Raw genomic sequence first — 13,705 nt, 5'->3', positions numbered from 1 at the left:
AGTCGAATCTGACCATGCGTGATGGCACGGCAATTAGCGGCATGGCGAAGCGGGGTGACCGTGCATTGTCGTTCTCACAATCGTTCCTTTCCCGGAGCAAGATCAAGAACGGTCGGCGGAGGCGGTCCGGATCGCGGATTCGCTGTCACAACTCGTTCTCACTCAAAAATTGAACCAGGCATGTTCTGGGAATTGTTTGTGACAGTATCCCGGGTCATGACGGACCCTCACACCGCACTCGCGTCCGAAGCGGACGGCGTCGAGCGCCACCCCTGCCCACGCTGTCACGCAGCGCCAGGTTCACCCTGCCGCTCCCGCTCCGGCGCGGTCGCCGGGACCTATCACACCGGCCGCTTCACGAAGGTGCCCCGGCTCGCGAAACTCCTGCGCGTGCCCACCCCCGCCGACCGCGGCCCCGGCCAACCCTGGCGGCCCGGCACCCCGATGCCGGCGCCCGTCGACCCGGACACCCCGACCGCGGACATCCGCATCGGGTACGCGAGGTGCTCCAGCCTCACCCAGGAACTCCAGTCACAGCTCGACGCGCTCGCCGGACACGGCATCCCACGGGACAAGATCTTCTCCGAGAAGATCAGCACCCGGGTGCGGGTGCACCCGCAGTTCGAGGCCGCGCTCGCTGCGGCCCGCGAGATCAAGGCGCACGCCCCGCACTGCCGGGTGATTTTCACGGTGAACGAGATGAAGAGGCTGGGGCGCGACGCCGCGGAGCTGACAGCCCTGGCCGACCACCTCACCGCGCACGGCCTGGTGCTGGAGATGCTCGCCGGTCCCCTTCAGGGGATGTACGACCCCAGCGGGCCGGGACGCCTGCTGTTCGGGTTCTTCGCGGCGATGGCCGAGACGGAGCGCGAGAACATTCGGGAGTCCACCCTCGAAGGACTGGACGCCGCAGCACGCAAGGGCAACCACGGCGGCCGGCCCCCGGTCATCACCGACGACATGCTGCACACCGTGCTCCGACGCCGCGCGAACGGCGAGACGGTCGAGGACATCCAGCCCGACCTGCTCATCCCCACCGGCCGCCGCAAGGGACACAGCCCCAGCCTCTCCAGCATCTACCGGGCCCTGGCCGAGCACGAGAAGGCCCAGGCGTACCCCGAGGCCGTCGAAACGGCGCACGCCGACTTCGCCGCTCTCCAGCAGCGCGACCGCAGCCCCGTGTAGTCACTCAGCGTTACTCGCCACCTGGCGGCAGCTATACGAGAACTGGGCCCAGTTGCCCACCGCGGACCGCGTTGACCCGCTCGCCCACGCCGTCGAGGCCCTGGTGGCTGCTGCTGTGGCCGCCCGTCGCCGCTTCAACTCCCGGACGCACGACCTGTGGCCGCACATCGCGGTCCTCACCCGTGGCCGACTGCTCGCGCCCGCCCCGACTGGCTGATCCACCAGCGCCGTTCCTGGCTGCCGCCTGCCCATACGCCGATATCAGCCCCGCCGGACAACCGGTTGGCGCCGTGACCGAGGCGGTCCTACGCATCCGTGCGGCACCTTGCCGACAACAGCGACACCTTGCCGACGATGCCGCCCGATTCGCCGGATTCTTCGTCGGCACGGTGAACGCCTGCTTCGTCGGCATTTTCAGCGTCGCCCAACATACGCCGTGCCCGGCTCTCTCGGTGAGCTGACGGGGCCGGCGAGCGGACACGTCATCCTGCCCACGTCCCTGGACTGGTCGCAGCAGCGCAGGACCTTGGCCAGGACAAGCACCGGTGCCGGTTGTACGAGACCGTCATCAGGGAAGCCTGCGACCAGGCTGACCTTCGCCGTTTCCTCAACACCGGGCTCCTCCTGGGCCTGTGGCCGGCCCTGTGGCTTCCCGCCCGGCCGACGACGCTGTGGGAAGACATGTTTCCCGGGCTGCGACCTCGACCCGAGCCGGGAGCTGCCCAGCCGCCCCGGCGTCGTGGCCAAGGTCACGGTTCCGGCGTTTCGATGCCCGCGGATCAGCGTTCTCCCGGAGTGACCCGGTAGCGCGCCGCGCTCCGCCCATACTTCCCGCCGCCTGTGTGCGGGTCGGGGTGGCCCGGCGGGAGGAAGCAGGCCGTCACGGTCTTGCCGTCCGTCTGCTGACGGGTCTCCCAGCTGTCGGCGAGCGCGTCAACCAGAACCAGGCCCCGGCCGGAGGCCCGGTCGGGGTCCGGCGCAGGGGACGCGGGCTCGCCGCCACCGGTGTCGTGGACGCTGACGTGCAGGCACCGGCTGTCCCAGGCCAGCATCACCTGCGCGCCGCTGTGGGCGTGGACGTGCGCGTTGGTGATCAGCTCCGAGACCGTCAGCTCGATATCGTCCACCGTCTCGGGGGCTTCACGAGTCCACTCCAGCGCCTCCACGTGCCGGCGCGCCCATCGCCGGCCCGCCTGCACTCCGCCCGATATGGGAAAGGACTGCGCCCAACCCACGGCCTTCATCGACCCCTCACCCACCGTTACCCTCCCCAATTAGTCGCCTGACCGGCATGTACCCCGGTACCCGGATCCCACCAGGTAGCCGCCCGGTCACCGGCTGTCCGTCAGCGGCGTGCGTGCCGGGCAGTATTGGGGCGGCGGTGCCGGGACCGGGCCGGGGAACCAGCAGGCGCTCCTCGTAGCGGTCCAGTGTCAGCACCAGCCCGAGGAGGAGGCCCGGGAGAGCGACGGCGAACATCTCCACGGGCGGGGCGGAGGTCAGGCCGGCGCCACGGCAGGAACACCGGCGGCCTCAAGGACGTCCGGCAGCGGCAGCCCGAGAGCTGCGGCCAACTCGGTCAGCTCCTGCTCCGTAGGCCGGACCGGCCCGCCAGCGCCGTCTTCGGCGAACGCCCGTATCCGCGGCGTACGGATCCCCGTCACCTCCGCGAGACCCCCAGCGGTCACATGACGAAGACGCATGGTCTGCTGCAGCACTTGCGAAAGATCGGCCATCACCTTCTCCTGCCCCACACCAGACCACCAACCCCCATCGTCCACCGATTGGCTCAATAGCGGTACGGGCCGCGACGCCGGCACACTCAGAGCGCGGCGTCGGCCAGGGCCAGACGCCGTGAGGCCGGTGACATGCACAATCTGGCGTCACTCGCTACTACCACCGACTATGGAACAGAGGAGTGTCCCGTTGCCGGGTCCTCCACCACCGTGTCCCAGGGGAAGGGGAGTTCATCCACGAATTCACGCTAGGCCATGGATCGACCGTAGGGCGGTCCGGAACGCGGGAGGGGGACGGTTCGTCCCCCTGGACTGGGGGACGAACCGTCCCCCTCGGTGACCTGGGTATGGGTGAACTAGGAACGGAAGGAGGTTAGCGAGGGGCTTCGACGTCTGTCAGTGCTACCAGTTGCACCTGGATGCGAGCATCTTCGCGAAATTCATGCCGATGTCATCGCGCCAGACTTCGAGGTCCCAGGTCGGACCGCCGAAGTGGCCGCCGCTAGTGTTGCGGTAGGAATACTCCGCGTGGCAGTAAAGCTGCTCGTAGGTCGAGTTTATCTCGGTCTGTGTGGCGTTCGGGAACAGCGGCGTGTTGGACCACACCTGCTTCCAGTCATCCGGCACGTCACTGGAAGCGGTGGTGTGCCCGGTGCTCTGGAACGCGGCGGCGGTCGGGGTGACGTGTACGGAACGCTTGCTGCGGTCGGCCAGGTTGACGTAGACGTCGGTCGTCTCCACCCACTTCGAGTAGGTATTTCCTCTGTAGCCGACACACTGACTCTGGCAGGTCTCGAAGGCGTCGGACTGGCCGGGGCTGTACAGGAGATACCGGAAGTGCTCGAAGCCCTGCTCTACGCCCTTGTTGTCGTCGACGTTGCCCCCGATGTGGTCGCCGTTGAATTCGTCCGTCGTCGGGTAGCCGAAATTGCCCCCTTCGTACCCATTCTGTCCCCAAAACCATCCGATCAGGCCGCGTACCGGGTGCGCTCCGGTGTTGGGGCTCCAGTAGATCGTCGCCTGCTGGAACTGCTGGCGAGCACCCTTGCCATCCGGGTTCTTCAGCTCGTCGGTGAGCGGGTACCCGATATTGCCCCCCTCCCAGCCGGACTCGCCCCACTTCTGGCCGATGAGCCCCAAGACGGCGTGAGCCCCGGTGTTGGGGCTCCAGTAGATCGAGCCATTCTCGAACACCTGGCGTCGGCCGACGCCGTCCGGAAGAGCGAGTTCGTCGGTGGAGGGGCAGCCGAGAGACTGCTGCACACCGGGTGTCTGGGTGTACTCCGTCCAGATGGCGCCGTCGACCGAGTGGCCCTCGTTGCAGAAAACCTGCGCTGACGCGGGAGCGGCCTGGACACCCAGCAGCAGAAGGACACTTGCTGTGAGCAGGGTGAGGAGCCGTGTACCTCTTGATCTGATCATGCCTAGCAGTATCTATGGACGTAGATGGTGCGGGCTGCGGGAGAAGGAGTCAAAGTTCGGGCCGAAGACGGCCGAAAACACGAGCCCCCCCCCCGCCGGCCAGGAGACCTTGTCGTGAGGTGACGAGGTTCCAGCCGACGGCGAGCCAATCACATCTGCGCAGCGTGGACCGCCCCAGCCGCCTCCGGCACGATGCCCGGAGGAAGGCCGGCACCTGCCGTGGCTACCGGCCCAGGTGGGGCACAGCGGCGCCCAGATCGATGCACCCGCATCCACTGTCCGGCCGCCCAGAGGTGTGGGGCATGGGCATGGCTGGGACGAACGGTGGCGATTCAGGGGACCTCTACATCACGGTCCACTTCGCCTGACCACATCCGGCGGGTAGCGTCCGCAGGTCTGCCCCTGTGCGGGTTCCGGCCAGGAGGTGGCTTTCTGCCAATCACGGGCAACTCGGGCACCGCGCCGCCGGCTTCGCGCTACACAAGGAGGCTGGGACGGATGTCCGCGGCCTTCCGGCGGGAGCGGCTGGGGTCTGGCGGAGGGTCTGGGCGCTTGCTGACGATCAACGTGGCAGTCCTGCTCGTGATCATTGTGTTCTTCCGGCTGCGCCGCCGTACCGAGGCCCGGAGCCGCTTCGACGAGAAGATGACCGTGGTCATCGTTCTGGCGTTGGGCGTCCTCATCGCCCCGACGGCGGCGGGACAGAAGATCCTGGACGTCCTGAACCAGCTCGTGCAGGGCGTTTCACACGCCGGTTCCTGAGGGGCGTCGCTCACGGCGTTGCCCCGTGCAGACCCGTACCCGGGAGAGACCGTGAGGGCCGCAGTGAGGCTGCCGGCCGGTGCCCAACGTGGTCGGCCGGTCCGGCGGCCTCGGGTGGCCGGGCAGGCCTCGAGGCTGCCGGGCCGGGTGCAGCGTGATGCGGAGACGGGGGGTGAAAGGCCCCGCATCACGCTGGTCTATCGGGAGGGCCACGGGCAGCTGTCTGTCAGCATGGCCCACTCCGGATCGGTTTGGCCGGGTACGACACGCTCTGCCGCTGCCCATGGGGCGGCCAGTTCCGCGAAGATTGGCTCGTCTCCCGGGGCGGGTCGGTTCCACGATGGCGGCCGGCCCGGCCGGTGACGGGCACCGGCTGCGTCGCCACCCGAGTCATGCAGGTCTCACGCGTCGAAGCTGTGGCGGGCAGAGGCCCGGGAGGTCAGGCCACCACTTGGGGTGGGCAGCAATCAAGTCACGCAGGACGGGGCTGGACGCCAACGTGGTCTCGCAGTAGTCCTTCCAAGGGCCGGCGCTGGCACTCTCGGGGCTGGCCCTGTGGGTAACGATTCCCTGGTTCATGATGTCCGCCAGCAGTTCACCTACCGTAACCACCACCGGACACAGCGGATCGTTCTCCGGGCACGATCGGCCGTCGTAGAAATAGGCTCGAAGCGCAGGCTTCTCAATCATCAGCAGGTGTATCTCCCGGAGGGCACCCAGCACCGTGTCGTTGGCCGAGACAGCGGTCACTCTGATACCGGACTCCACCTGCTTGTGGGCTGCCCTCGCCTGTTCCACCGCAGCTTTCGTCTGTCTTGCTAGATAGAAGATGGAGCCAGACGTGAGCACGAGCGTCACCAGTACACCGAGCAACGCGACTAACGTTTCATCCGACATGCGGCCTCCTGAGGTGATGACTAGGAGAAACTAGCGCCCCCAGGACCCTGCTGTCGGTCCTTTGTTCCCATTGCCATCGCCCGCCAGAATCGGTCGCCGTGCCCCGCCGCTCTCTACCCTCACGGCCAAGGCCGCCGCCCTTCCCGCACTCCTGATCAACCCAGGCGGGGCAGCTCGGGGCAAGGTCAACAGACAAACTGCGGTGCGACGGTGCCGCCTGCACACTTCGCATCGGTGACAACAGCGCTGCCTCGTCGGTGCCAACCATCCTGCTTCATGCCGCGGTCAGCCCCAGAGCAGTAGCCATCCGGGACCCGGCGCGGCCCGCCAACGCGAGCGCGACCCGGTCCAGTAGCTCTCCGAGCCGGTCGGTGCACCGCGCGTACGGGCTGGTCAGCCCCGGTATCTGCTCAGCGAATGTGCGCTGGGAACAGCCGGGAGCGACGCACACGAAGCGTCGCACGGACAGCAGGATCCGTACGGCGTGCCCGGCCAGCGGAAGATCCTGCAGCTGTCGCTCATAGCGGTCGTGCACCCGTGCCGACGCCCGGCCGCAGGACGGACATACGCCTTCACCACTCCGGCCGGCCAGCTGCACCATCAATCCGTTCACCCCGTGCACTGCGGCGGTGATCAGCACCTCGACGCCCTCGAACAGCACGTCCTGCCAGGAGATCTCGTCGTGGTCCATGTCCTGGGCATCGACCCGGACGGTACGAAACAGCCCACACTCACCAGACCTGATGGAGCGTCATATGTGGCGATTCCGGACTGCGGCGCACCCCGGCGCGCAGTCCGGAATCGAACAGCCTCTTCACCGACCGTGATGGCTCCCCGCGATCGCTGCCAGAGCCCAGAACCCACCTACGAAGCCACCTCGATGCCGAACCAGGGCCTGGCGCCGGCTGTCCTTTGACAGTGAAGTCAGTCGCACTGTCATCCAATCGAGGCGTTTGACAGCGAAGCTAGTCGTCAGCGCCCTCTTTGCCAGTGAACCTAGCCATGCGAGGCAAACGCGCTGGGGGTGCTGGGGTGGGAAGAGTGGCGGCTTTGCGGGGTGGGTCGCCGGTCTGCCTATGCTCAGGCCCATGGCACTGGAATGGGAACAGATCATCGTCGCCTCCGCCGACCCCGTCGCTCTCGGGCGCTGGTGGGCCGAGGCTCTCGGCTGGGTTGTGGTCGACGAATCCGAGGAGATCATCGAGATCCGGCCTGAGCCGGACCGGATGCCGGGCCTGCTCTTCGTGCCTGTCCCCGAGGGCAAGACGTCGAAGAACAGGCTCCACCCCGACTTCCGCCCCGACGACCAGGAGACCGAGGTCGCCCGGCTGCTCTCCCTCGGCGCCCGGCGCGTCGACACCGTGCAGGACGGGCAGCACTGGGTGACCCTCCTCGACCCGGAGGGCAACGAGTTCTGCGTCCTGAGTGAGCGCAAGAGCTGAGCGGGGACCGGGCAGCTGTCCGGGCCTCGACGTCCGCCTCGTTGACACGCAAGTTAGTCCGCCCAGGTCAGGTCACCCCTGACCGACTATCTTCGCTGTCAAAGGACACCGGCGGTCGCGTTCAGCAGGCGTCACCGGGTGACGCCTTCCGGTGACGCAAATCCGCTTCAGCCGAACGGCACATACGAGAAATCGGCCGTGTGCGGGGCTCTGCCGACCGAAGAAGAAAACCTGACCGGGGCCTGTCAGCTGGCGGCGTCCGCGAGTGTGGCCAGCTCGGTCTCGGTCGGGTCTGCCGCGTGCCGTCCATGAAGGGGTTCGCACTGCCCCACGGCCTGCAACGCCTCGGCGGGTACGCCGGCGGCGGTGGCTTCTGCGATGGCCGCGTCAAGGGCGAGGCGGGTGCGGGCGTGGTCTGCGGTTGCCTCCTGGACGCGTTGCAGCCAGGCAATGTGGGCGACAGAGACCGCGGTGGTGTTCATAGCAGCCGTCTGCCCGGGTAGCTGCTGGGAAATCCTTCAGCCCAGGCCGACCGCGGCACTCAGACAATCGCCGGGTCGCGTTGACGTACACGGCCGTCCCGGCCGGGCCCGAGCGAGGTCGCGCCTCTGGTCGCAGCTCTGATCGCGCCTCACAGCGCGCTCCTGGTCGCGGTCCTGATCGCACCTCTGGTCGCACCGGAATTCCACCCGTGGCCAGGAAAGGTGCAGGCCGCAGGCCCTGTAACGGGGTGACCGGCACGCCGACTACTTACCTGCACCGGGGGTCGGGAACGCAGCAGGCGGTCAGGAAGAGCTTCCCGCGCGCCGGTACGTCCCGCCGCTCCTGGTGGCCGTTCTCCCGGGATCCGGCCGCAGCTCCCGCCGACGGCCCGGGGCCCCGGTCAGGTGGCATCCGGGTCGATGCCCTGGGCGCGGGCCAGCGCGAACAGGACGCGCTCGATGCTCTCCAGCCGCCGGGCAATGGAGCGCTCGCCCGGCGCGCCGATGGCGTCAGCGAGGGAGTCGATGTTGCCGAACGCGGTGTGCTGCTGCTCGCGGATCGACGCCAGCTGCTCGCCGTGCTCCGCGAGGGTGCGCCCGGTGCGAAACGCCACCGCCTCCAGATCCCGCAACCGCCCGTCGTACGCCGCCGCCTCATGTGTCATACCGCCATCCTGACACGCCCCACCCCCCGCCCAGGTGGCTTCCCCGCGCGGCTTGGGCCATGAGCCGAAAGTGGGAACCACGGTGCGGCGCCGCACCGCTGAAGCGCTTCGGCCGTTCTGCAAGTGTGGGATTCCATGTGTACCGAGAGTCGTACTCGCCGTTTGTTTTCGTTCACCGAGATTTGGTTCTCGATGCCGACCTGAGCGTTACCAGCCGCCTGCTTTATGTCGTGCTCCAGGCGCGCGTAGACTACGGGATCTCCATGGAGGACGTAGCCCCATTGATTGGTCTGGAAGACGCAGAGCAAGTGCAGCCGTTTCTTGACGAGCTGGTCAACTTCGGAGTCGTTGAGACGCGCCCGCACTTTGGTCGAGATCCCAGCATCCTGATCTACCCAACTCCGCTATCACAGGAACGGCGTATCCACGGATGCATCCCCTGCGGGCGATGTGGTGAGTGCTCTTGCGAGCACATCAAGGGGCTGTGCCGTATCTGCGACCAGATCGACCGTGCGGAGAAAGAAGCCCGGCGTGACCTTGACCGGTGGAAGCAGCAGCTAGACGCCGGAGCCACTTACGCCATCGGACAAACCGCCGTCCGGCTGCACCGCTGGGACTGCCTAAGCCTGAACTCGCCTGAGAAAAGCCTGGCCCAAATGGAAAGTTCACGACCCCATGCCCGCAAGACAGGTCAGCTCTACTGGCCTCGGCTGCCGGACCTCTATACCGCACAGGAGCTGCGTCTCAAGGGCTGCCGCAAACGCTGGTGTGCCCTGTGCGGACCCGAGCCGCTATAGCGGAGGGAACGTTGGACACAGGCGGCAGCCGAGCCGGGGCAGACAAACGGCTTGCCGGGGCCCGAATGCGCTCGGACCCCGGCAATGGGGGGGCAGGTTCCGTCGTTCCCGCACCCGTCCAACGACACCACCACCCCCGAGGTCACCCCCGACACGCCCAGAGGCGGCACGCACAGCACGCGACACGCGTTGGCCGACCCGGTGGATACCGGCGCGCGCCGTCAGTCGACGGGGCCGGCGGGCGAGTGCAGGCCGAGCTGGACGGCCGCCAGAGCGACCGCGTCCGCGACGCTCAGGCCGTCCCCGCCCTCACGTCCGGCCTCGGCGCGCAGCCAGTCCGCGCGGGCCGCCAGGCGCAGCGCGAGGTCCCGTTCGGGATCGGTCAGGTTCCGGCAGCCGCGCCGGCGCTCCGCCATCGGGTAGTTGTCCACCGGTGCACCGTAGGCCCGGCGCACCACCCCGGACCGCACCCGGCCCGCACAGGGCCAGCGCTCATCGCGCGCCCCGGGGCGGAGGGGCGGGTTGCCGGAGCCCGAATGCGCTCGGGCCCCGGCAGTGGGGGGACGGGCTCCGTCGGCGGTTCCCGTACCCGCCCAAACGGCAACACCACCCCCGAGGTCACCCGCCACACCGTTCCGACCCGCCCGCACGGGCCAGAGCGCCCCCACGGCCCCTGTAAGCGCTCATCGCTGGCCGTGGCAACCGAGCCCCGAGCGGCCCTCCTCTGAACCGCGCACCGAAACGCACACAGGGCGTACATCCCCCGTCCCTGGCTTCGGATCGCCCCGCGGGGGCCCTGAGCGCCGATCTTGGCCCTGGACGACCGGATAGACCCGGGAGCGGTTGATCGTCAGCGAGAGGCGCGCTCAGACCCCTTACGGGCGGCTGCGACGTCATACCGTCGCGGCCATGTCGACGAAGCGGCTGTAGTGGAGTTGCGCGGCGACGGTGATCGTTGATGTTGGTCCTCCCCGGTGTTTTCCGACAATCAGGTCGGCTTCGCCCGCACGCGGTGATTCCTTGTCGTAGGCGTCCTCGCGGTGCAGGAGGATCACGATGTCGGCGTCCTGTTCGATGGCGCCGGACTCCCGCAGGTCGGAGATCATCGGCTTCTTGTCCTGGCGTTGCTCGGGTCCGCGGTTGAGCTGGGACAGCACCACGACGGGCACGTTCAGTTCCTTGGCCAGGAGCTTGAACTGGCGGCTCATCTCGGCGACCTCGACTTGCCGGTTCTCGGCCTTGCGGCCGCTGGACTGCATCAGCTGGAGGTAGTCCACGACGACGAGGCCGAGGCCGCCGCGCTGCTGGAGCCGGCGGCAGTGGGCCTTGATCTGCAGGACGGTCAGGCCGGCGTCTTCGAAGATGTGCAGGTCGGCGGTTTCCAGGCGCTGGACGCTGTGGCCGATGCGGATCCAGTCGTCCTCGGTGAGTTCGCCGCTGCGCAGGTGGTAGTAGGCGACCCTGGCGTCGGCGGACACGATGCGCTCGTGGACTTCGTCGCCGCCCATTTCGAGGCTGAACAGGGCGCCGGTGAGGCCGTGCTTGATCGTGGCGGAGCGCAGGAAGTCCACAGCGAGGGTGGACTTGCCCATGGCCGGCCGAGCGGCGATCACGATGACCTGGCCGCCATGGAGGCCGTTGGTGAGGTGGTCCAGATCGGTGAATCCGGTGGGCACGCCCTTGGTGACTTCACCGCGGCTGCGCGCTTCGAGGCGGTCCATGAGGGAGACGGAACGGTCGGCGGGACGGAAGCTGGCGGTGGATTCGTCGATGGCCACGGCCGCGTTGAACGCGGCTCCAGCGGCATCCGTGATCTCGTCGGCGTCCCCGTCGCCGTAACCGAGAGCGGTGATCGCGGTGCCCGCTTCGACCAGGCGGCGCAGGCGGGCCCGGTCGCGGACGATGTCCGCGTAGTAGGTCCCGTTCGCGGCGGTCGGCACGGCCTGGACCAGGGTGTGGAGATAGCCGGCGCCGCCGATGCGGGACAGGTCGCCGCGCCGTTTCAGCTCGGCGGCCACCGTGATCGGGTCAGCCGGCTCGCCGCGCCCGTAGAGGTCCAGGACGGCGTTGAAGACCGTCGCATGGGCGGGCCGGTAGAAGTCGGGGCCGGCGACGATGTCGATGACTTCCCCGATCGCGTCCTTCGACAGCAGCAGGGCGCCGAGCACGGATTGTTCGGCGTCCAGGTCCTGCGGCGGTACCCGCTCGAAGCCCTGGGCGCTGCGGCGGGCGTCGCGGTGGTCGTCGTACGGCGCAGCGCTGGTGAGGTCGGGGTCCTCTACGGTGCTCATGTGCACTCCTGATCGGTCTGAGAGCTGGCGGGCCGCCCGGGCGAACGGGGAGCCCGCACTGGGTACGGCGGTCATCGCGAAACGCTGTGGTCCTGCGCCTGGCCCGGCATGGTGTGCAGGTCCAGCGCGGCGGCGGCTTCCTGCTGAAGCAGCACGGCGGCCTTGCGGCGGTTGTCCTCAGCTTCGGCTTCCGCCTCGGCGGAGCGGGCGCCGGCGCTCTGACGCCGGACCCGGGCATCACTGCGCGGGTTCTTCTCCCGACGGCGCCCGGAGCTCTTCCCGCCCTGGGCGAACGCCTTGGCAGCAGCGATCACATCAGCGGACACCGGATCCCCGGAACGCTGGGTCGGCTTCTGCTCCTGGGCGTCCGGGTCGATACGGCAGGGAACGCAGTCAGCGGCAGCGCGGTGCGGGTGGTTCGGGCACGCATCCTGGACCGGGCCCCGGTTCGCTGCGGTGCCGGTGGGCGCACCGGCACGACGCCAGGCGCTGTAGCGGGGCAGGTTCCTCAGCCGGGCCGGGATCACCCTGGGGTAGGCACCACGGATCGAACGCTCGTCAGCGGTCAGCCAGCGCTCGAACTCTGCGTCCAGCGGCCAGCCCTGCCGCTTGGCCGCTGCGGCAATCAGCTTGGCGAATTTCTCGACGTCCTGGAGCCCGCAGGCCCAGCGGCCGGGAAGGTTCGCGAGGAACTCGCCCGCCGCGTGCAGCTCCGCCTCGGTCAGCTCCTGGACACCAACGGGATTGCTGTTCTGCGCGATGCGCATGTTGTTCGCACCCGCCACAGCAGCAACCACCGACTCCGGCTTCGTTGCCTCTGGGGGGACGGTAGGGGGGTTTACCAACCCACCGGGGGGTCCGGGGGGACAGAGCGGACTGCGGGTCTTCCGCATTTCGGCTCTGACCAGGCGAAACGCGGGTTTCCCGCAGTCCGGCGGGCAGCTCGTGCTCCGAATCGCGGATTTTCCGCATTTCGGCACTGACCTGCATAGACGCGGTGATGCCCAGATCGACGTACTGCTCGTTGTTTGCCGGGTTGCGGTACACACGGGTAACCCAGGTGGGCCGCTCAGTGCTCGAGTCATAGGCGGCGACGCGGGAGAGGTGACCGGCTCGCGTCAGCCGCTGAGTGATGGTGTTGTACCGGTCCTTGCCCATCCTCCAGCCGCGCGCCTGTAGGTCGCCGCGGATCGCTTCCATCGTCGACGGCATCCCGGGGTCGCGCAGCAGAAGCTCTGCCAGCACTCCGAGGTCCTCGGGTTGCAATCCCGGGGTTCGCACGAGCTCGCGCCGCAGGATCACTTCCTCCGGCTGCTCCCACGGCCGCTCGATGTGGCTGTTGCCGGAGTCCTCGTTCACGCGGCACCGCCCATCGGGAGGATGCCGTCCGCAAACAGCCGGTCCATGGCAGCCTGGACGTCAGCGAGGGTCACCGGCCCGGGCGGTGTGCCCTACGGCAGCGTCAAATTCCTGATCAACTGCCCCGTCATGGCCTTCTTGGAGACCGAACCCAAGGAGGATCTGATCGCCCCCGTTCCCGGATCGGCCGTCGACTTCCGCGGCTCCTACAAGGGCGGCAGCGGCGACACCGGACACGGCCGCACCCACAGGGACAACTGAGTCTTTTTGACAGCCCGTCATGCCGGAACAAATGACGATGTTGCCCGGAGTGCTTCGGCGCCCGGGCAACATGCGTGAGCGGCAGTAAGGAGGGGGCCAGTCCAGGCATGAGGAGACCCCCGGAGTGTGGACGCGCCTGACAATGGATCTTGACGGTCCAGGAAGGTGTAGGTCTCCCTGGCAGGGCCTTCGAAGTGCAGTCCGGCGTTCCGGTCCCACGCGGTCGCGTTGTGGCGGGCTTCGGCCGGCAGGCGAACGGTCCGGGATGTCGCGGGTGGTACGAGCTGAACGTGTCGCTCTGGCGCCGGCCCGCAGCGACAGCCCGAACCTTCCCCCAGCTAGGGCGTGTGGGGGGTTGTGATCAAGGCTGTGATTCGAGGTGTCGGATCCAGAGGAGGCCGGCACA

At 68.2% G+C, this 13,705-nt stretch carries 16 protein-coding genes; 6 read left to right on the top strand and 10 right to left on the bottom strand.

Translation table 11 applies throughout. The annotated features are described in order from the left end of the window. The first annotated feature begins 216 nt into the window (after nt 1–216). Nucleotides 217–1,185, top strand: coding sequence for a recombinase family protein (locus tag C6N31_RS37045; RefSeq protein ID WP_198359216.1), 969 nt, complete (start codon nt 217–219; stop codon nt 1,183–1,185). Between the two features lie 52 nt (nt 1,186–1,237). Continuing rightward, nucleotides 1,238–1,402, top strand: a complete 165-nt coding sequence (locus C6N31_RS37040; protein WP_198359215.1) for a hypothetical protein — start codon at nt 1,238–1,240, stop codon at nt 1,400–1,402. A gap of 562 nt (nt 1,403–1,964) precedes the next feature. Here the strand turns inward: C6N31_RS37040 and C6N31_RS37035 are convergent. The 3 genes from C6N31_RS37035 to C6N31_RS37025 form a co-directional block, all read right to left on the bottom strand. After that, complete coding sequence (locus C6N31_RS37035) at nt 1,965–2,429, bottom strand: ATP-binding protein (protein WP_198359214.1); 465 nt, start codon at nt 2,427–2,429, stop codon at nt 1,965–1,967. Nucleotides 2,430–2,684: 255 nt separating this feature from the next. After that, nucleotides 2,685–2,939, bottom strand: coding sequence for an XRE family transcriptional regulator (locus tag C6N31_RS37030; RefSeq protein WP_307811584.1), 255 nt, complete (start codon nt 2,937–2,939; stop codon nt 2,685–2,687). Nucleotides 2,940–3,323: 384 nt separating this feature from the next. Continuing rightward, the gene (locus tag C6N31_RS37025; protein ID WP_198359213.1) at nt 3,324–4,343 is read right to left on the bottom strand and encodes a DUF2599 domain-containing protein; all 1,020 of its coding nucleotides are present in this window, start codon (nt 4,341–4,343) and stop codon (nt 3,324–3,326) included. Between the two features lie 552 nt (nt 4,344–4,895). On the opposite strand from C6N31_RS37025, the gene C6N31_RS37020 reads away from it, so the two are divergent. Then, complete coding sequence (locus C6N31_RS37020) at nt 4,896–5,105, top strand: hypothetical protein (RefSeq protein WP_198359212.1); 210 nt, start codon at nt 4,896–4,898, stop codon at nt 5,103–5,105. A gap of 390 nt (nt 5,106–5,495) precedes the next feature. Here the strand turns inward: C6N31_RS37020 and C6N31_RS37015 are convergent, their stop codons facing one another. Together C6N31_RS37015 and C6N31_RS37010 are read right to left on the bottom strand one after the other, a co-directional pair. Continuing rightward, on the bottom strand, nt 5,496–6,002 hold the full coding sequence (locus tag C6N31_RS37015) for a hypothetical protein (protein WP_198359211.1): 507 nt from the start codon (nt 6,000–6,002) through the stop codon (nt 5,496–5,498). Between the two features lie 274 nt (nt 6,003–6,276). Next, entirely contained in the window at nt 6,277–6,693 is a 417-nt protein-coding gene (locus tag C6N31_RS37010) for a transposase family protein (RefSeq protein ID WP_198359210.1), read from the bottom strand. A 397-nt stretch (nt 6,694–7,090) separates the two neighbouring features. On the opposite strand from C6N31_RS37010, the gene C6N31_RS37005 reads away from it, so the two are divergent. After that, nucleotides 7,091–7,444, top strand: coding sequence for a VOC family protein (locus tag C6N31_RS37005; protein ID WP_198359209.1), 354 nt, complete (start codon nt 7,091–7,093; stop codon nt 7,442–7,444). Between the two features lie 245 nt (nt 7,445–7,689). Here the strand turns inward: C6N31_RS37005 and C6N31_RS37000 are convergent, their stop codons facing one another. Next, a complete protein-coding gene (locus C6N31_RS37000) occupies nt 7,690–7,926 on the bottom strand; it encodes a hypothetical protein (RefSeq protein WP_198359208.1) in 237 nt (78 codons plus the stop codon). 401 nt (nt 7,927–8,327) lie between these two features. Continuing rightward, nucleotides 8,328–8,591 carry a hypothetical protein gene (locus C6N31_RS36995; protein WP_198359207.1) on the bottom strand — a complete coding sequence of 88 codons (264 nt, stop codon included), beginning with the start codon at nt 8,589–8,591 and terminating at the stop codon, nt 8,328–8,330. Between the two features lie 137 nt (nt 8,592–8,728). Here C6N31_RS36995 and C6N31_RS36990 point away from each other — a divergent pair, with 137 nt between their 5' ends. Further along, nucleotides 8,729–9,388: a hypothetical protein gene (locus C6N31_RS36990; RefSeq protein ID WP_198359206.1), complete on the top strand. Its 660-nt coding sequence runs from the start codon at nt 8,729–8,731 to the stop codon at nt 9,386–9,388. Nucleotides 9,389–9,609: 221 nt separating this feature from the next. Here the strand turns inward: C6N31_RS36990 and C6N31_RS36985 are convergent, their stop codons facing one another. The 3 genes from C6N31_RS36985 to C6N31_RS36975 form a co-directional block, all read right to left on the bottom strand. Next, nucleotides 9,610–9,819: a hypothetical protein gene (locus C6N31_RS36985; protein ID WP_198359205.1), complete on the bottom strand. Its 210-nt coding sequence runs from the start codon at nt 9,817–9,819 to the stop codon at nt 9,610–9,612. Nucleotides 9,820–10,281: 462 nt separating this feature from the next. Continuing rightward, the gene (gene dnaB, locus C6N31_RS36980; RefSeq protein WP_232486111.1) at nt 10,282–11,679 is read right to left on the bottom strand and encodes a replicative DNA helicase; all 1,398 of its coding nucleotides are present in this window, start codon (nt 11,677–11,679) and stop codon (nt 10,282–10,284) included. Nucleotides 11,680–11,750: 71 nt separating this feature from the next. After that, nucleotides 11,751–12,446, bottom strand: coding sequence for a hypothetical protein (locus C6N31_RS36975; RefSeq protein ID WP_198359203.1), 696 nt, complete (start codon nt 12,444–12,446; stop codon nt 11,751–11,753). A 637-nt stretch (nt 12,447–13,083) separates the two neighbouring features. Here C6N31_RS36975 and C6N31_RS36970 point away from each other — a divergent pair. Continuing rightward, complete coding sequence (locus C6N31_RS36970) at nt 13,084–13,299, top strand: hypothetical protein (protein WP_198359202.1); 216 nt, start codon at nt 13,084–13,086, stop codon at nt 13,297–13,299. Nucleotides 13,300–13,705 lie beyond the last annotated feature (406 nt).

Origin of the sequence: Streptomyces fildesensis, assembly GCF_016107395.1 — a bacterium.
In the GTDB taxonomy this organism is placed as follows: domain Bacteria; phylum Actinomycetota; class Actinomycetes; order Streptomycetales; family Streptomycetaceae; genus Actinacidiphila; species Actinacidiphila fildesensis.
This window is presented reverse-complemented; position numbering and strand designations above follow the sequence as displayed.